21 protein-coding genes are annotated in these 17,095 nt (G+C 47.5%); 11 read left to right on the top strand and 10 right to left on the bottom strand.

The window, feature by feature from the left end; translation table 11 throughout:
* Window positions 1-43: 43 nt before the first annotated feature.
* From C7R93_RS13255 to C7R93_RS13230, 6 genes are all read left to right on the top strand, one after another.
* The gene (locus C7R93_RS13255; protein WP_106839281.1) at window positions 44-442 is read left to right on the top strand and encodes a YugN-like family protein; all 399 of its coding nucleotides are present in this window, start codon (window positions 44-46) and stop codon (window positions 440-442) included.
* 95 nt (window positions 443-537) lie between these two features.
* Window positions 538-987 (top strand): NUDIX domain-containing protein, encoded by a 450-nt coding sequence (locus C7R93_RS13250; protein ID WP_106839261.1) that lies wholly within the window; start codon window positions 538-540, stop codon window positions 985-987.
* A 94-nt stretch (window positions 988-1,081) separates the two neighbouring features.
* A complete protein-coding gene (locus C7R93_RS13245) occupies window positions 1,082-1,879 on the top strand; it encodes an NAD kinase (protein WP_106839260.1) in 798 nt (265 codons plus the stop codon).
* Between the two features lie 26 nt (window positions 1,880-1,905).
* Entirely contained in the window at window positions 1,906-2,643 is a 738-nt protein-coding gene (locus C7R93_RS13240) for an MOSC domain-containing protein (protein WP_106839259.1), read from the top strand.
* The gene (locus C7R93_RS13235) at window positions 2,640-3,128 is read left to right on the top strand and encodes a YbaK/EbsC family protein (RefSeq protein ID WP_106839258.1); all 489 of its coding nucleotides are present in this window, start codon (window positions 2,640-2,642) and stop codon (window positions 3,126-3,128) included. Before C7R93_RS13240 ends, C7R93_RS13235 begins: the two co-directional genes overlap by 4 nt.
* On the top strand, window positions 3,125-3,712 hold the full coding sequence (locus C7R93_RS13230; RefSeq protein WP_106839257.1) for a hypothetical protein: 588 nt from the start codon (window positions 3,125-3,127) through the stop codon (window positions 3,710-3,712). The genes C7R93_RS13235 and C7R93_RS13230 overlap by 4 nt, the downstream gene beginning before the upstream one ends.
* Before the next feature lie 68 nt (window positions 3,713-3,780).
* Here the strand turns inward: C7R93_RS13230 and C7R93_RS13225 are convergent, their stop codons facing one another.
* The 5 genes from C7R93_RS13225 to C7R93_RS13205 all read right to left on the bottom strand — a co-directional run bounded on the left by C7R93_RS13225 (window position 3,781) and on the right by C7R93_RS13205 (window position 8,920).
* Window positions 3,781-5,034: an MDR family MFS transporter gene (locus C7R93_RS13225; RefSeq protein WP_106839256.1), complete on the bottom strand. Its 1,254-nt coding sequence runs from the start codon at window positions 5,032-5,034 to the stop codon at window positions 3,781-3,783.
* Between the two features lie 224 nt (window positions 5,035-5,258).
* Complete coding sequence (locus C7R93_RS13220; protein ID WP_106839255.1) at window positions 5,259-5,750, bottom strand: GNAT family N-acetyltransferase; 492 nt, start codon at window positions 5,748-5,750, stop codon at window positions 5,259-5,261.
* 50 nt (window positions 5,751-5,800) lie between these two features.
* On the bottom strand, window positions 5,801-6,511 hold the full coding sequence (locus C7R93_RS13215; protein WP_106839254.1) for a 3'-5' exonuclease: 711 nt from the start codon (window positions 6,509-6,511) through the stop codon (window positions 5,801-5,803).
* 11 nt (window positions 6,512-6,522) lie between these two features.
* Window positions 6,523-7,536, bottom strand: a complete 1,014-nt coding sequence (locus C7R93_RS13210; RefSeq protein WP_208637820.1) for a DUF294 nucleotidyltransferase-like domain-containing protein — start codon at window positions 7,534-7,536, stop codon at window positions 6,523-6,525.
* A gap of 49 nt (window positions 7,537-7,585) precedes the next feature.
* Window positions 7,586-8,920 carry an ammonium transporter gene (locus C7R93_RS13205; RefSeq protein WP_106839253.1) on the bottom strand — a complete coding sequence of 445 codons (1,335 nt, stop codon included), beginning with the start codon at window positions 8,918-8,920 and terminating at the stop codon, window positions 7,586-7,588.
* Window positions 8,921-9,148: 228 nt separating this feature from the next.
* Between C7R93_RS13205 and C7R93_RS13200 the strand changes: the two genes are divergently transcribed.
* Complete coding sequence (locus C7R93_RS13200; RefSeq protein WP_106839252.1) at window positions 9,149-9,976, top strand: MerR family transcriptional regulator; 828 nt, start codon at window positions 9,149-9,151, stop codon at window positions 9,974-9,976.
* A gap of 74 nt (window positions 9,977-10,050) precedes the next feature.
* Window positions 10,051-11,190 (top strand): agmatine deiminase family protein, encoded by a 1,140-nt coding sequence (locus tag C7R93_RS13195; RefSeq protein WP_106839251.1) that lies wholly within the window; start codon window positions 10,051-10,053, stop codon window positions 11,188-11,190.
* A gap of 72 nt (window positions 11,191-11,262) precedes the next feature.
* On the opposite strand, the gene C7R93_RS13190 is transcribed toward C7R93_RS13195, so the two are convergent.
* From C7R93_RS13190 to C7R93_RS30285, 4 genes are all read right to left on the bottom strand, one after another.
* Window positions 11,263-12,510 carry an MFS transporter gene (locus C7R93_RS13190; protein ID WP_106839250.1) on the bottom strand — a complete coding sequence of 416 codons (1,248 nt, stop codon included), beginning with the start codon at window positions 12,508-12,510 and terminating at the stop codon, window positions 11,263-11,265.
* Window positions 12,511-12,590: 80 nt separating this feature from the next.
* Window positions 12,591-13,778, bottom strand: coding sequence for an MFS transporter (locus tag C7R93_RS13185; protein WP_106839249.1), 1,188 nt, complete (start codon window positions 13,776-13,778; stop codon window positions 12,591-12,593).
* Window positions 13,779-13,854: 76 nt separating this feature from the next.
* Entirely contained in the window at window positions 13,855-14,145 is a 291-nt protein-coding gene (locus tag C7R93_RS13180; protein ID WP_106839248.1) for an ArsR/SmtB family transcription factor, read from the bottom strand.
* A 49-nt stretch (window positions 14,146-14,194) separates the two neighbouring features.
* Complete coding sequence (locus C7R93_RS30285; RefSeq protein ID WP_167402468.1) at window positions 14,195-14,353, bottom strand: hypothetical protein; 159 nt, start codon at window positions 14,351-14,353, stop codon at window positions 14,195-14,197.
* Between the two features lie 137 nt (window positions 14,354-14,490).
* Between C7R93_RS30285 and C7R93_RS13175 the strand changes: the two genes are divergently transcribed.
* Window positions 14,491-14,850, top strand: coding sequence for a toprim domain-containing protein (locus tag C7R93_RS13175; RefSeq protein WP_106839247.1), 360 nt, complete (start codon window positions 14,491-14,493; stop codon window positions 14,848-14,850).
* Window positions 14,851-14,914: 64 nt separating this feature from the next.
* Window positions 14,915-15,121 (top strand): hypothetical protein, encoded by a 207-nt coding sequence (locus C7R93_RS13170; protein ID WP_106839246.1) that lies wholly within the window; start codon window positions 14,915-14,917, stop codon window positions 15,119-15,121.
* Between the two features lie 33 nt (window positions 15,122-15,154).
* Here the strand turns inward: C7R93_RS13170 and C7R93_RS13165 are convergent, their stop codons facing one another.
* A complete protein-coding gene (locus C7R93_RS13165; RefSeq protein WP_167402467.1) occupies window positions 15,155-15,934 on the bottom strand; it encodes an undecaprenyl-diphosphate phosphatase in 780 nt (259 codons plus the stop codon).
* 190 nt (window positions 15,935-16,124) lie between these two features.
* Here C7R93_RS13165 and C7R93_RS13160 point away from each other — a divergent pair, with 190 nt between their 5' ends.
* Window positions 16,125-17,045, top strand: a complete 921-nt coding sequence (locus C7R93_RS13160) for a CvfB family protein (protein ID WP_106839244.1) — start codon at window positions 16,125-16,127, stop codon at window positions 17,043-17,045.
* Window positions 17,046-17,095: the final 50 nt, after the last annotated feature.

Raw genomic sequence — 17,095 nt, 5'->3', positions numbered from 1 at the left:
CGGTGGACGTTTCTCACAGATTAAGGAAAGGCAGGGATTGACGATGAAACAAATAAACAGCAGCTTGCCAGGCACGCGGGCGACATTTGGCTATTTTCGTGAAGCGCTTCAGCCGCATTTTACATTATCCAACTGGGATTATGAGCAAGGGTACTTCGACCGGGCGTTGGATGACAAAAACTTGGTCTTTTTGCGTTTGCCTGTAAAAGTACTGCAAGGCGAGCTCGACAGCCCGGATGCATGGTTGGAACTCGGGCAGCCGTTTGTGATCAGGCATGTGTACCAGACTGGGGTAGAGGAAGATATCGGCTACATGGAGCCGCTCGCTTCGGGTCTGATGAATCAGTTTCAGGAGCCCGTGGACAAGGACGCACAGATTGATTCGAGATGGATTCGAAAAGCAGAGGCGGTTGTCAAAGAGCTGGAGAATCGCCTCGCGTGAGACAGGCCGTTGGTAGGCCTGTTTTTTCTTGTTCGTGGCAGGGAAAATATAGGTGATGAAAGAATGGTAGCACATGGAAAAAGCGAGGTGGAAATATGGCCTGGTACCATGCAGTGGTGAAATGGTATTGGAAAATCCGCAAGCCGCTCACTTTGGGTGTCCGTGTCATTGTAACGGATGAAGTAAAGGGAGTCTTGTTGATTCGGCATACGTATGTCCATGGCTGGTATTTGCCGGGAGGAGGGGTAGAGCGAGGAGAGTCGTTTGGGGATGCTGCTCGCAGGGAGTTGTGGGAGGAGTGCGGAATACGAGCGAATGGACTTACCCTCTGCCATCTTTTTTACAGTGAGCGGGAAGGGAAACGAGACCATATTGCCTTGTATCATGTCGACCTCACATCTGATCAAGAATTGAATAAGGATGACAAAGAAGTAGCGGAATTGCGCTTTTTCAGTTGGGATGAGCTTCCTCAGGAAATATCACCAGCTACAGAGAGGCGGTTATCTCAATTTCGCATGCAGTCTTTTCAGAGTGACCGCTGGTGACACGTTAGCAACTAGATTTTTCCTATGGTATAGTGAAGACAAACAACAGAGCGTACATGACCGCTTGTAAGGATAAAAGTGAGGGCAGACCAGCATGAAGATTGCGACTGTACTGCGAAATGACGATTATACACGAGAAGTTGAGCAAGCATTAAAAGAAAAGCTGCATGCAGCCAATAGCCCGTTTACCTTTGTGAAGGGACCAAGTGAGCAACCGGATATGGTGTTGTCCATCGGGGGAGACGGGACACTTTTGGAGGCCGTACATCAATACGGGATCGAGCCGTCCTATGTGGGGATTCATACGGGACATCTCGGCTTCTATGCGGACTGGCGTCCCGAGGAGCTGGACGAATTCGTTGAGCGTCTGATGAACGATGAACCTCTGATCGCTGAGTACCCGACAGTCCAATGCAGGATCAGCACAAGAGATGGAAAGCAGTACGAAAAGTGGGCTTTGAATGAAATGGTTTTGCGCAACGCGAATCTGTCTACATTGGTGTCATGCGTCTATATTAATGGCGATGAGCTGGAGACGTTTCGCGGCGACGGTTTGATCGTTTCATCACCGTCAGGAAGTACAGCTTACAACAAGGCTGTGGATGGAGCGATCGTTCATCCGTCCATTGAGGCGATTCAGTTGTCCGAGATTGCTTCGATCAATAACCAGGCGTATCGGACCATCAACAGCTCGCTCGTATTGCCGAAGCATCATGAAGTAGAGCTGATCGTCATGAATCCTGAGATTATGATCGGCTTGGACCGCGAGCAGGCGGTATGGAGAGATGTGTGTTCCATTCGTTGCCGAGTGGGACCAGACAAAGTGAAATTCGCTCGCTACAAACGACTGACGTTTTGGGGGCGGGTTCGCAATTCGTTTATATCCGGATAGAGAAAGTCTTTGGGGAGGGGAACCAAATGAACAAGGTAGGAACGCTTCAGACCATTTTCCGTCATCCTGTCAAAGGAATGCGTGGGGAAGAGCTTGCATCAAGTACGGTTGATGAATTTGGCTTGTATGGAGACCGTGCCTATTATTTTTGGGATAATGCCCGTCAAGGTAAATATCTCAGTGCGGATGTTGTGCCCGCTCTTATGGGGTATCATGCCAGCATGAGCGAAGGGACAGGAAAAGAAGCGTATCCGCCGATTCAGATCGAAGCCCGAGATGGCAGTGTACATACGTGGGATGAAGCTTTATTTACCCATGTCGCGGAGACAGCGAATCGCTCCATTACACCTATGATTAGTAGTCCGCAAGAAGGAGGTGTAAACTGGGAAGACCACATTTTGCTGGTCACGGATGCGTCTCTTAGAGAGATCGCGCGGCAGATTGGCGCAGAACAGGTAGATCCACGACGCTTTCGGGGGAATTTGGTCATTGTCCTGGAGGATGATGAGCCGTTCGCGGAAGACCAATGGCTGGGCAAACAGATCAAAATCAATGATGTGATCTTGCAAGTCAACAAGCACTGCGAACGCTGTGTGTATGTCAATATTGATCCGGATACGCTGGCGATGACTCCCGCCGTATTGAAGGCATGCGTCAAGCGTCACAATAATCACTTTGGCGTCTATGCTTCGGTTGTCAAGACAGGCAGTGTGTCGCAAGGCGATGATGTTTTTTTAGTTGAGATGGGAAGTGACGGGGAATGATCGCTAGCCCTTTGGAAAAAGTTCGCAGCTATGTACAACGCTATGATTCGAGTATCGAGCCGATTTTGTTTGAACAGCCGTTGCCTACGTCCGAAGTGGCTGCAGAGGCGCTAGGTGTTGAGATCGGCCAAATCGCAAAGTCTATCTTGTTTCGGGTAGATGAGCAGTTTGCCTTGTTTGTGGCAGCAGGCGATGTACGCGTCCATCCGAAGCAAGTGAAGGCAGCGTTTGGACAAGGAAAGCCAAAGATGGCTACGCCGGAAGAAGTAGAAAAAATGACAGGCTTCCGTGTTGGAGCAGTTTGTCCATTTGCTTTGCAGGAGGAAGTGCCTGTCTATGTGGATCGCTCTTTGAAGCGTTTCTCGGTCGTTTATACGGCTGCTGGCATTGCGGAATCACTTTTGCCAGTTTCTTATGAGGCATTGCTAAAAATGACAGGGGCGAAGGAAATCGATGCGGCTTCGCCAGAAGGGAACCCAGAATGAAAAAATTTGCAGTCTCAATCTCAGTAGCAGCAATAGTCGTAGTCGCGGGTCTTACCGTATTCGGAGGTTCTAACCAAACGACTGCAATTGAAAACAGTATTTCACATGAGAAAGAACAGAAAATGAACCATTCTGATTCTGCGTTTAAAAATATGACAACCAATACCTACCTGAGTAATTACAACAGCATGAGAGACGAATTAGCTAAAAAGGGTATTCACACGTTGCCATTTGCGCTTGAACTAGAGAAGAAAACAAACTTCTACCGCTTTTATTATCCAAAACAAGAAAATTCGGCAAACGGAAAAGAGATATGGGTAAGCGTTATGCTAAGCGGAGATCAAAAAACAATAAACGGTATCATGTATGAAGGGATTCCTGACGTTCATACAGTGAAGGCGATGATCCAAGCTACTGGAATTACCTGGACTCCGGAGTTGGATCAGTTCATTGCGAGTACCAACGTTGCAAAAACACCAAAAGAAATGGTTGTTTCCGGTGTGAAAGTAACGATCGAAGGAACGCCAGCACAAATAAAAGTAATGGTTGATCCTGTGAAATTAGAAGCTCCGAAAAAATTATAATCTTGAACGAAAAAAGTGGTTGGCAGGAGGTTATCGCTGCTCAACCACTTCTTTTTTTCGGCTATAGCTTATCCGTAATGAACTGACTCGCCCTTCTGAACGATTTTGAATAGCTTCACGTAAAGAACGGCACTCAACAGAGAGCATAACAAGATGAACGCGAAAACGCCAATGGGCATGATCCACTCTGATAGAATGACGGTCACGGGAGCGAGGAAGCGGCCGAGCGAGTACTGTAGGTTAGAGGCGCCCATGTACTGTCCTCGTGCATTCTCAGGAGCGTATTTGCTGACGAAGCTCTGCTCGACCGGAGTTCGCATCACTTCCCCTACTGTAAAAATGACCACGCATCCGAACAATAGCCATGCATTCGTCGTGAATCCCACCAAAAACATGCCTATGCCAAACAGCAAGGAGGACAAGAGGAAGACGTTCCGGTCGCTCCACTTCTCAAACCATTTGGTAACAGGCAGGGCGCATAGAACAAACAGAAGGCCGCTTATTCCCAGCATCCATCCGAAAATCTCCGTACTGCTAAGCGAGAGCGACCATGCATTCCACGAAAGCAGTGGTTGCGCTGGGACGAATTCTTTTACATAGACGGCCAAAAATAAATCGAGCTGCACGATTGCGATCGTAATCAGCATGCCTGCGAGAATATAGATGGCAAAGGCTTTGTCGCGTAGAATGAGGGTGTAGCTCTGCCATTGCTCCTTCATCACGGAAGGGAAATGGATGGAGGCGAAAGAGCTTTTTACAGACGGTGGCAGTGTTTCTCTCACATTGATCCAGATCGCAATGGAATACAGAAAAGTGACAAGTGCACAAGTCCACAGCAGCTCACTTCGGTATTGAAAGAAAAAGATGGCCCCCAAGGCGGGTCCCAATACGGCGCCAATATTCATGGCTGTAACAAAGGTAGCGAAGATTCTGCGTCTGTCTTTTTCTGAGGTGAGATCGGCAACCATCGCGGAACTAGCCGGACTGTATATCGACTTGCCAAGCCCGATTCCGATAAATGCTAGATAATCGATCCAAGAAGTGAGGGAGAAGGCAAACAGGACAAACATGCCTGTCTGCAAAAACGCTCCTGACAGCATGACATATCGACGACCAAATCGATCAGCTAAATAGCCGCCAAAAAGATTGCCGACCATACTCATAATTGGTGGCACTGTCATGAGTAACCCGGCAATATTTTTGCCAAAGGTATCACTAAAGTGGAGAGTAAGAAAGGGGAAGTACATCCAAAACAATAGGTTGAAAAGCGTCTCGCCGACCAATCTGGTTTTCAGGTTCAGATCCCATGACAGCCATTGCACAGCAGGTTTACCTCCTGTTTTTGATTCCCTGGCCAGGTATACTTACTTTAGTGCAAATTTTCAAAAAGATATAGACTTATAATCATCCGTCAGTTACACTAATATCATAAGGGCTAAGGGATTAGACCCTGGCTTAAGATGTGCCACTTTTAGGTATTTGCTTCCTACACAACAAATAAGCCGACACTTCCTTGGGGAAAGGGGTGTCGGCTTTTCGCATGCTGTTACTTGACCATCCATTGATAAAAATGAACGTCGTGCCACTCTCCGAATTTAAATCCCACCTCTTGAAACTTCCCTGCCAATGTAAAACCGAATTTCTCGTGCAGCTTCACGCTGGCGTCATTGCCACCTACGATTCCGCTCACGATCGTGTGGTATTCGAGTTGTCTGGCACGTTCCAGAATCGAACTCATCAAGGTAGTGCCGACACTTTTTCCACTTTGATCCGGAGCAATATAAATAGACAGCTCGGTCGTTTTTTGATAGGCAGGCTTCTCACGGAAAACGGACAGGCTGCAATATCCGATCACTTTCCCTTCGAATTCAGCGACGATGATCGGATGTCTGTCACCGTGCTTGTGAAACCACACTTCGCGCTGTGCCAAGGTCTGTGGCTCCAAGTCAAATGTCGCAACCAGATTTTCCACCGCGTAGTTGTAAATAGCGAGCATAGCGGGTAGGTCACCCTGAACTGCGTCTCTGATCAATAGCATGATTTTCTCTCCTCATGTTGGTAGGACGTATCGAACGATTCGAATTAATTCTAGCGTACGGCCTCGTAAACCTGCCGCAGGCTTGTAAATCCTTGGGATTCTGCTTTCACCAAGTACTTCGCCCAGAGTGTACCAGCAGCAACAGCGTCACAGTAAGCGTGATGCCTGCGTGAGATAGGGATGTCGTGTGCCGCACAGAGAGCGTCCAGCGAGCCGTTGCCAACCGGATTGCTCAACAATCGGATGAGCAGCATCGTATCGAGCATGCGATGGGTAAACGGGCGCCGACTTGTTTTCCAAAGTCCAGATCGTAAAAATTCACGTTCATGGCGAGAGTGATGGGCAACGAGCGGACGATCTCCAACGAATTGGAAAAAACGGGATAAAGCCTCTAACAGCTCGGGAGCATCTGCAACCATGTCATCGGTAATCCCGGTGAGCGACCGGATGTGGGGAGGTATCGCCCGACCTGGATTGACCAACGTATAAAAAGAATCGCCGAGGAGGAGGTGCTCTCCTCGCATGGCGACTGCTCCCATCGATAAAATCGCGTCTCCGTGATCGGGATAAAAACCGGTCGTTTCCAGATCGATGACGACAACCTCCAGATCGTGCAGAGGAATATCGGCACTGGAATCGACCTGTTTATTTGCTTTGGAGATGGAGCGCAAATAGGCGATGTGTTGTTTGTCATCTGCTATCCCCGGCTCGGCGGCTCGGCTCATATGCCAAATACGACCGAATAAATCCCATTTTGCCACGCAATCTCCTCCTATCCCCCAAAAACGGACGGGAGCTTTTCTGTCATTTTTTGCAGGCGGATCGCCAGCTTCATCGATTGCCGTACCATCACTTGGGTGTCAGGAGAAAGCTCCCCGAGCTTGATATAGCTATTGCTCGTGTATTGTCCATCTTCCCAATGGAGGGGAGCGATCAGGCGAAGACCTTGAATTTGGCGGAAGTATGCAGCTACCTCGTCACAAAAGCTTTTGCTCCAGACTCCTTTTTCACCGAGCAGATCCAGGCGTTCCAAGGTAGAGCTGGCGAAGATGCCATACGCCAAAGCGAAATGCCGTACGCAATTCACCAGCGGCAAATAAATGCCGTACTTCACATTGATGGCTCCGCGGAAGCGTCCATGGACCTCAGGTAAAATTCTGCCGAATATTCCGAGTGGTACCCGATAATGCAACGTATTGCTCACTAGTCGATTCAGCAAGAAGACGTTCCCTGCAAGCAATTGGCGAAAGCGGTCATGGACGGGAGTGAAAATGGCCGATTCGCCCCATAAGACACGCACATCACTTGCGAGCAGTAAATAACGGGCGTTTTCCCAGATGGGGTGAGAGACCCAGCTGTCTATTTGGTCTAGCCATTGTTCGATGCTGCCGCGCCATTTTGGGGAGAGGCAAGTGACATTCCCTTGGCAGGGAGGATAGCCAGCTACCTCCAAACCTGCAACGATCGTCGCCCCCAGCAATTGAAAGTAGCCATGTATCTTTTCAGTTTCCTGCTCGCCCAGATGATCTGGCAGTTGATAGATGAGTCCGTTATCCTGATCGCTGATGAGTGCTTGCTCTGATCTGCCGCCACTGCCGAATTGCAGAAAGGCAAAGGGGACAGGAGGGGTACCCAAGCCTCTCTTGGCCAGGTCGTTCACAGCGAGGAGCACCCCTTGTCGGATGAGATTGTCGTGAATCAGATTGACGACGATGGAAAAGGGAGCCAATTCCCCTGCGCGATTCAATGGACGCAACGGAGAAGAGTCCAACAATTCTCGTCGCAATAAGGCCAGTTCGCCAAAGGAGTCAACATTTCGTATTTTTTCCACTTGTTCAGGTGAGAGAGTGAGAGGTGCTGCTTTGGGTAGATGCAGCCGGTCGTACGCGTTCAGGCTGCAGTAGTTCGGGATAGCCGTATCCCCCGTGTTCGCTAAGGTCAAGACCAACCACCTCTTCCTCTTCCGTGACTCGCAGGCCAATGGATACTTTTAACACATACAAAATAATGAAGGCTACGACGAAAACATAGAGTGCGGAGCCAGCCAATCCCAAGGCTTGAACCCCTAACTGATGCAGGCCACCGCCATAAAACAGCCCAGGACCGCCAACGCCGACCTTTTCGGCAAGCTCCGGGGTAGCGAATAAACCCGTGGACAACGTTCCCCAGATGCCAGCCACCCCGTGCACGGAAAAAGCGAAGACAGGATCATCAATCCCCATGCGGTCAAACCAAATGGATGTATAGAATGTAAGAATACCTGACACAACACCTATCACGACAGCTGCCCACGGATCGACGAAGGCGCATGCTGCTGTAATCGCGACGAGAGCGGCGAGGACCCCGTTGAGCATGCTTGGGATATCTGCTTTTCCCGTCACGATCCAGGAAATGGCGAGAGCGGCGACAGCGCCTGCTGCGGTAGCGAGATTGGTAGTGACGGCGATATAGCCGAAAAATCCGGATGTGCTGCCGAGTGTGGAGCCGGCATTAAAGCCGAACCAGCCGATCCAAAGAAACAGGACCCCTAATACCGAGTAGACTTGGTTGTGACCAGGAATCAGATTGGAGCTGCCGTCGCGATTGTATTTTCCGATGCGAGGCTTCAAGAGGATAGTGGCGACGAGTGCGACGATGGCGCCTTGGAGATGGACAACCGTAGAGCCGGCGAAGTCTTGCATCCCGAGCTGTGCCAACCAACCGCCTCCCCATACCCAGTGACCGACGACAGGATAGATGAGGACAGTAAACAGTACGCTGAAAATAAAATAAATGGACAGCTTGGCACGTTCCGCAAAACCGCCCCAGGCGATCGCAAGTGAAACGGCTGCAAAAGCGAGCTGAAAGAGGAAGAGAATCGAGATAGGAACAGTTGCAGCGGAAAAAGCGGAGAAAGCATCTTTTTGCATGCCGTCAAAAAAGAATCCGGAAAGTCCGATGAAGGAGTTCCCGTCTCCAAACGTCAGACCAAAGCCAAACGCCCAAAAGGCAATCGAGCAGATACCAAAGGTAAGGACTGTTTTGCCTGCGACGTGACCAGCGTTTTTCATGCGAGTAGAGCCAGCTTCCAGTAGGGCGAATCCAACTTGCATGAGAATGACCAGAATGGCTGATACCATGACCCATGTGGCGTCAATGGCAGACGAGAGACTTGCGACAGTAGGTTCCATCCATCCACCTCTTTTCTGTGTCATATAACCTGACACTACTTTTATTTATGTCAGATTATATGACATCAAAATTCCGGTTGCAATTGTTTTTTGCAAATAATGAGAAAATATCGATTGCATGCATCACCAGCGCTTCGATACGGAATGATACAATAGCTTCTGATGAAGCCGGATATACGATCGAGCCATTTACCTTAAAAATTTCATTACACAGAGTAAAGGAGACATATGTATACCATCAGCAGATTTTCCAAGCTTTGCAAAATGAGTCCGCGCATGTTGCGACACTATGACAAGGAAGAACTTTTGAAGCCTGTACATGTCGATGAAACAAATGGATACAGATACTATGAAAAGAGTCAATTAGAAACGGCATTACTCATCAATAAGCTGAAAGAATATAGATTTTCTCTGCCGGAGATTAAAACGATCCTGCAGACATCAGATAAGAAATTTTATATCGAATTCATCCACTCGAAAATCAATGAATTATCTAATGAAATGAATCGTTATAGACAGATCATTGCAGAAATGCAGGGGATGATTGAAAAAAAAGAAGATATCATTCGAGGAAAGAGAAGATCGTACGATATATTGCTCGGAATGAGAAATGAAGTAAGTATCATCAGTCAAAGCTTGCAGATTCCTATAGCGGACATGGACAAGTACATTGATTCTATATACGCGAAGGCGGAAGAAAACCATATTCAGTTACTTGGTGCTCCGTCTGTCTTGTTTTTAGATGAAGAATTCAACCCTGACAACAGTCATATTGAGTTGGTGATCCCGATCATTCATGAGAACGGCTGCGATACATCAAGCGAATGGCAAATCAAGCAGCTTCCCGAGCAGTTTGTTGCTACTACCTTGCATTTCGGAAGTTATGACGATATCGGATACGGACATATGGCACTTGAAGAGTGGACAGATAGCAACGGCTACTGCCTGGATGGTCCGTCCTACGAAACCTACTTGAAAGGCCCAGAATGTGACTGCCCTGCGCGTGAGTATGTGACACAGATCTGTTTTCCTATCATGAAAATAGCCAGACAATAACTGCTTGACCTTGACACTATGTCAAAGCTTACTCTACTTCTGCGAGAAAGCTACCAACATGAGGTGATGATGAAATGAAGAAGTTAATGGTACTGTGCTCAGGAGTTGTATTAATAGCTGGGATCTTAATGGGTTGTACGGCAAGTAAAGCAGAGGAGAGCCAAAGCATGAAAAAACAATATGTAGGCAAGTACACAATGCCGGATGAAAAAAGTAAGCATGAAGGTACGTGGTTAGTATGGCCGCATAACTTTACGTATGGGAAAGGTTATCAAGAAGAGATTGAATCCATTTGGATCGAGATGACAGCTGCCTTAAGTGAAGGGGAAAATGTTCATATTGTTGCCTATGACGAATACGAGAAGAACTATATTTATGATCTTCTCTATGATGAAGGTATCAATATGGACAAAATCGACTTCTATATTGCTCCGACTGACGATGTATGGTCAAGAGACACTGCACCGATCTTTGTATACGACAAGGATAAGAACCTGAAAATGATGGACTGGGGGTTTAACGGATGGGGCAAGAAAACGCCGTATAAAAAAGATGCATTACTATCAAGCAAGCTAAGCAAGCAAGCAGGAATGGAACGAATTGATTTGAATGAGCTTGTACTTGAAGGTGGAGCGTTTGAGCTGGATGGGAATGGTACGTTTTTATCGACACGCAGTGCTGTTACGAATAAAAATAGAAACCCCAAATTTTCAGAAGCAGATGTTGAGAAGTATATGAAAGAATATCTTGGGGCGACGAATTTTATTTGGCTAGATGGTGTGCCGGGCCTGGAAATTACTGATTTTCATATTGACGGTTTTGCCAAATTTTATGATCAGTCAACGATTATTACGATGAATGCAACGGATTTAGAAGAATGGGGTGTCCCGAATAAGGATATCCAAACATTACTAAATGCGAAGAATACTTTGGGCAAGACTTATCAGTACGTGAATTTACCAATCAGTAAGCACAATGTCATTTTGGAGAATGGAAAGGACTTGGGATACAGAGGCTCCTATGTGAATTTCTATATTGGGAATACCGTTGTCCTGGTGCCGAATTATCATGATCCGAATGACAAAGTCGCAAACGAGATCATCCAAAAGCTATACCCTGACCGTGAAGTGATTGGCATTGATGTAAGAGAGCTATATAAACATGGTGGGATGATTCATTGTGTGACACAGCAACAGCCTGTTGAAATGCAGTAAAACAAAAAGCCGGTGATTCCTTGAAGGAGGAAAAACCGGCCTTTTTTGTATCAAAAAGCTCCTTCGCATTACTCAAACAGAAGAGGATTGGTGATGTTTTGTTGCTTTTCGTTTTTCAACGAGAAAGCCTGCGAAGCTCATGACAGCAAGGAATAGCCCACTGACAAGGAAGAGCTGCTCGACTGGCCATTTGCCCATCCAGATGGCGCCGAGCGTGCTGGAAAGCAAACAGAAGAATGTGAACATAAGCATGTTGATCGCGAAAATTTTGCCTGTGCTGCTGTTTGATGCTTTGATTTGAATGGCAGTCACGGTCGGGATACCAATGAGAGGACCTCCAATCCCCGCGACGGCTGCTCCGAGGAAGGCAATCCAGTGAGCGGTGCCTCCTGCCGTAAGCAACAGGAATCCGACTGACTGAAACACCCATCCGATCAAAATCACAAACAAATAGCGGGTGTAAAACGAGCGAGCCATATACAGGCTTCCCAGCAAATTCCCGATCCCGTAAAAGCCCAATAAGACAGCTAATGTACTGCCGTTTCCTTGCTGCATACTTTCTGCCATAAACGGAAAGCCCACCGTGTAAGTGACCTGCCAGACGAGAAAGCCCATATTGCTAAAGAGAAGAATCAAGAACAAAGCACGATTCTGTTTCAGCTCCTGTAAACCCGAGGTGATATCACGGACGTACTGGCTGGGTGTCATTTTCGTAGTAGATGCCCCTTGTTGATCGGTCAAGGAAATACGAATGGCATAAAGGAACAAGACGGATATCAAATAGCTGCCTGCATTTACAAAAAACAAAGTAGAGAGCGGAAGGATCGAAGCGACAAGTCCAATTGACATTGGCGCAATAATCCGAATGGTTCGAAAAGTCGTGTCCAAGATGGCATTTGCTCGGCCTAGCTGCTCTTGGGGAACCACTGATTTGAGTGCCACGGTTCGCGCTGGCTGAAACAGACTAGAGAACAACCCCAACAAAAATTGCGCTGCCAGAAAAAACGAAAACTCCTCGATGCCCATGAATACCAGGATGCCAACCGTGATCGCGACAAGAATTCGCGCAATATCCGCTCCCACCATGAGCATTCGTGGATTGTACCGGTCAGCCATGACTCCGCCGACGAGGTAAAACATGAGACCTGCCACCATTTCCGGGATCGCGAGCAAGCTCAGCACCGTCCCTGATTTGGTTGCCTGCAGCAAATACCAGAGTAAAGCGAAGCTGTAGCAATGATCACCGATGCTTGCTGTCATTTGCGCAAGCCAGAGCTTGAGAAACGATCTGTTTTTCCATAGTGATGAAGATGAATCCACATTGACCCTCTCCGTCCTGCTGACTGCGATAAAATGAATGTGACCATAGCGTAGCAAGGCGAAGAGGGAAAGTAAAGGACTCATGCTTGTGAGGTTACAGTTAATTTACCTGTCCTCAAAACAAAGAGCAGATAGGCAATAAGAAAAGTGCAGGTGGCGAAGGTGCTGACTCCCGCGAATCCAAAAATAGAATACAAACTGCCTGCGAAAGAAGAGGCAATGAAAGTTCCTATGTACATGCAAGCGTTGGCCAAGCTTGATATGGTACCGCGCGAGGTGTCGGACAATGATTGCAAGTAACCCATCAGGACAGGCACGAGTACACCGCCGAAGCAGTACATGAAGAAGAGGACGACCTGCAAAAAGCCGACTCCCGGTATGTACGGCAAAACAAGATAGAGCAGGGCGCTGCCCAGAAACCCAACGGTCAAAATCGTATTTCTTTTCCAACGTTCGAGTAACCAACCGCTGAGTAAGCTGCCAACGGTGTTGCCAAGCCCGATAACTAAAGTGATCAAGCCAATTTCGGTAACGGATTGCTGATAGTGATCGGAAAGCCATACGCCATAGAATGAAAAGACTGCATAGACACCCGTCATGAAAACGAAATAGCCGATAAAGCTGCGTGAAGCTTGAGGCAGTCGCAACAGATCCTTATAACGTGCAAAAATAGCCACCCGGGCGTTGTTTGTTCCAAGTCCGGCTATGGAGGTAGGAGGCAATAAATCAGGAAGTTTTCGGATGATGAGTACAAAAGCTCCGAGAGAAGCAATTCCTACAGCCAAAAAAGGAAACGACCAATGATAAGCTGACAGAAAACTGCCAATAGGTACACCGATGATCACTTGGGAAACCGAAAGGCCTGCCATGACAATCCCCATCGCTTTTCCGATACGAGCAGGGGGAAACAAAACAGGAATGGCAGCCCACACTTGAGGACCGATAAAGGCAGAGAAGATCCCTGCAAGAAAGCGAAAGAAGAGCATCGCGGTGAAACCAGGTGCAAAGGCGCATGCAAGTGTGGAAAGTGCAAATCCGAGCATCCCGACTGCCATCACATGTTTCCTGTTTCGATTATCAGATAGCGGACCGGCGACTAAAGCAGCCAAAGCAAATCCGAGAGCATAAGTTCCGATCAGCCAGGCTGCCTGGTTAGTGGATACGTGATATAACTCTCGCAAGGTTGGCAGCAGTGGGCTAATGATAAATGTATTCGTACCAATCAAAAACATGGTGAAGAAAAAGATCATCAAAAATAGGCGCTCCATAAAAAATCTCTCCTCTTTGTTTTATACTTCTATAGTTAAACAACTTTTGAACTAACGAGCAAAAAAAGGATACCAATCACAAGGTATCTAAAAAGCCAGGCAATATTTGATCGAAGGTTTCTTTATATATGCTCATGTACCGTGCTTGCCCATCCTTTCTGACTTTGATCAGTCCTGCCTCTCGAAGTGTCTTGAAATGATAGGAGGCATTGGACTTGGAAGTGTCGCAGGTAAAGCCTACTTCTGTACAATTCAGCTCGTTGCCGGAATGATACAAGGCCTTTAAAATGGCTAGCCTTGTCTCATCTGCCAACGCTTTAAAAATCTTGATTCGCTTTTCGGTTAGTTCAAGTTGTTCAATATTCATAAAACTATCTTACTAAGGAAACTCTATCCAGGCAACCATTTCATTCCTTTTATTTTTGATTCTGCATGTTTTCGTTGTTGTTCTGATGCTGATAGGAAGATCCTTGGTTGTCTTCGGTATGCGTATCATCCGCAACCGTACTGCTGGTTAGCCCTGCGACAGCTAATCCTTTTTGATTCAGGTTTTTGGCACTTTTGAATTTGGACATGTGACTACCCCCTGTTTGTTAATGGATGCATACATAAGATGCCTTGTTTCGAAGGGGAGTAGTCATCCTCATTTTCCTAGGTGAGAGTTGAGGTATACTATAAAAAAACGTGCGTTTGTCAGGGAGGATGGGAGCGGATGGCAGGGTGTGTCATGATCGTGGAGGGAAAGACAGACAAAGAACGCTTGCTTCGGGTGCTGGCTGAGCCTGTCACCATTCTTTGTACATATGGTTCTTACAGCTTGGAAAAAGGGGAGAAGCTGCTCGCCCAAACAGAAGCAGCAGATGCAGATGAGGTATACCTATTTACCGATGAAGATGATAGCGGGAAAAAGTTGCGGACGCATTTAAGTGATGACTTTCCTGATGCGATACACCTGCATACGCCGAAAATGTACAGAGAGGTTGCTGACACGCCTCTTTCGGTACTGGCAGAAATTTTGGAGCAAGCAGGCTTTGTGATTACTGTGCCTCATCCTGATCTTGGAGAGCGCTAAGGGGATAAAACACCGTTTCATCGGCTATAACAGTAGTAAATGGAATGGTGGAGGTGCGAGGCAATTGCGTAGTTTGATGACGTTTTTTAATCGAATGAACATTATGGTGTGGCTGGTAGGTATCTTTATTGCTCATGCCGCGCTCTACCTTGTGCTGGGGACGGCGACTTGGCTGGCTACCTCGCTTTTGGCAACAGCGTTTTACGGCATTATTTTGTTGGTAGGCAAATTAATTGCCAGCCGTTATCCAGACAAGGAAGAAAGTAGATGAAAGCCGGCGAGCAAGCAGCCGGCTTTTTTCGCATTACCAGCCCAAGAACTGCATGAGTAAAATTAACCCACCCAATACCCAGACGTAGATAGCGAAGCCCTTCATCGACCCTGTGCTGATGATTGTAAGCATCCAGCGAATGGCTACATATCCAGCTAGTCCGGCAAACATGGTGCCCACGAGCATCGGGATCAATAAAGCTGTTTCGAGCGGTGTTTCTACGAGCTTGGCTGTTTGCAAGACACAAGCACCCAGAATCGCGGGTAAGGAGATTAAAAACGAAAAGCGCGCAGCGTCAGCACGGTCGATTCCGCGAAGAAGAGCACCGGCAATCGTCAGCCCTGAGCGGGAAATGGCAGGCAGGATCGCAGCACCTTGTAGTGTTCCGATGATAAGGGCGTCCGTGTAGTTGATTTCTTCGAATGTCCGATTTCCGCGGCGCATGGACTCAACCGCCCAGAGGATCGCGCCTGTCGCAAGGAATTCCCATCCGATTGTAATACCTGTCTGTGAGATTTCTTCAAAATAATCTTCAAAGGCGAGCCCGATCACTGCGGTAGGGATCGTACCTACGACCAATAGCTTTGTCAGCTTACTCATCGGATTCATGATAATATAACGAACCTGTGGCCAAAAGACGATCACGACAGCAATCAGCGTGCCGAAATGAAGCATCGTGTCAAATAAAAGCCCGACTTCCTGCATGCCAAACACTTTGCGGAACAGGACGAGATGACCCGTGCTTGATATCGGTAAAAATTCAGTCAAGCCTTGTACAATGCCGAGAAAAATATGTTCAAGCAGCAACAGCATAGGCAAGAGTCACTCCAGTCTTGAAAATGTAGGGCCAAGCCAGTCTTACTGTCATATGTATGTCCGTGAATGGAAGACTTGCCTATTTCGTTACGCATCGTTATTTTGTTAGAAAAAAGTTGTGGTATTTTCTTGCGGAGGATGGGTATAGTTAGTGTGCACAATGGTAGAGAGCGAGGAAAAAATACATATGTACAAAAGACAAATGCGTGAAAAGCGTGAGCCCCAAATCATTCAGAACGGCAATTTGGCGGCAGGGATGACGCTTACCATGACGGTAGCGCGAAAAACAGAAATCGGCTATTTTTTGAGCGATGGCAAAGATGAAGTGTTTCTCCATGCCAATGAAGCGCACGAGCGTTTACATATCGATGATGAGGTCGAAGTGTTTTTGTACCATGATCACGAGAACCGACTGGCTGCAACTATGGACATGCCTCATGTCGGCATGGGTGAATACGGCTGGCTGGAAGTAGTGGACATTTCTCCGCGCATGGGTGTATTCCTGGACAACGGCATTAACAAGGATTTGCTCTTGTTCATTGATGACCTGCCCAAGCATAGCGATGAATGGCCGCGTCCCAAGGATCAAATGCTGGTAGCGCTGAAGCAAGACAAGCTCGGCAGACTCTTGGCAAAGCCGGTAACGGAAAACGAAATCGTCAAGATTGCAGCACTCGCAGATCAGAGTATGAAAAACAAGGCTGTCGAAGGTACCGTCTACAAAGTAATTCAAGCAGGTGCATTCCTGTTGACGGAGGACGAGCATATCCTTTTCATTCATCGTGATGAAATGGTAGGGCGTCTGCGCCTCGGACAAACTGTGCGCTGCCGTATTAGCTTTGTACGTGAGGATGGTCGTCTGAACGGTTCCATGAAAGAGCGCAAGGAAGTACAGTATGGTGAAGATGCGGATAAGCTGATGCGCTATTTGATCAACCGTGACGGGGCGATGCCTTATACAGATTCCACAGAGGCGGATGTCGTTCGTGACAAATTCCAAATGAGCAAGTCCAGCTTCAAGCGGGCACTCGGAAAACTGATGAAGGAACGCCGCGTAGAGCAAGTAGACGGCTGGACCAAAATCATTCGAACCGAACAAGAAGAATAAACAGTGAAAGCCCTCCTTTGCATGACGAACTGAAGTGCCCCCTGTCAAGT

The organism is Brevibacillus fortis (assembly GCF_003013395.1).
Classification (GTDB): domain Bacteria; phylum Bacillota; class Bacilli; order Brevibacillales; family Brevibacillaceae; genus Brevibacillus; species Brevibacillus fortis.
This window is presented reverse-complemented; position numbering and strand designations above follow the sequence as displayed.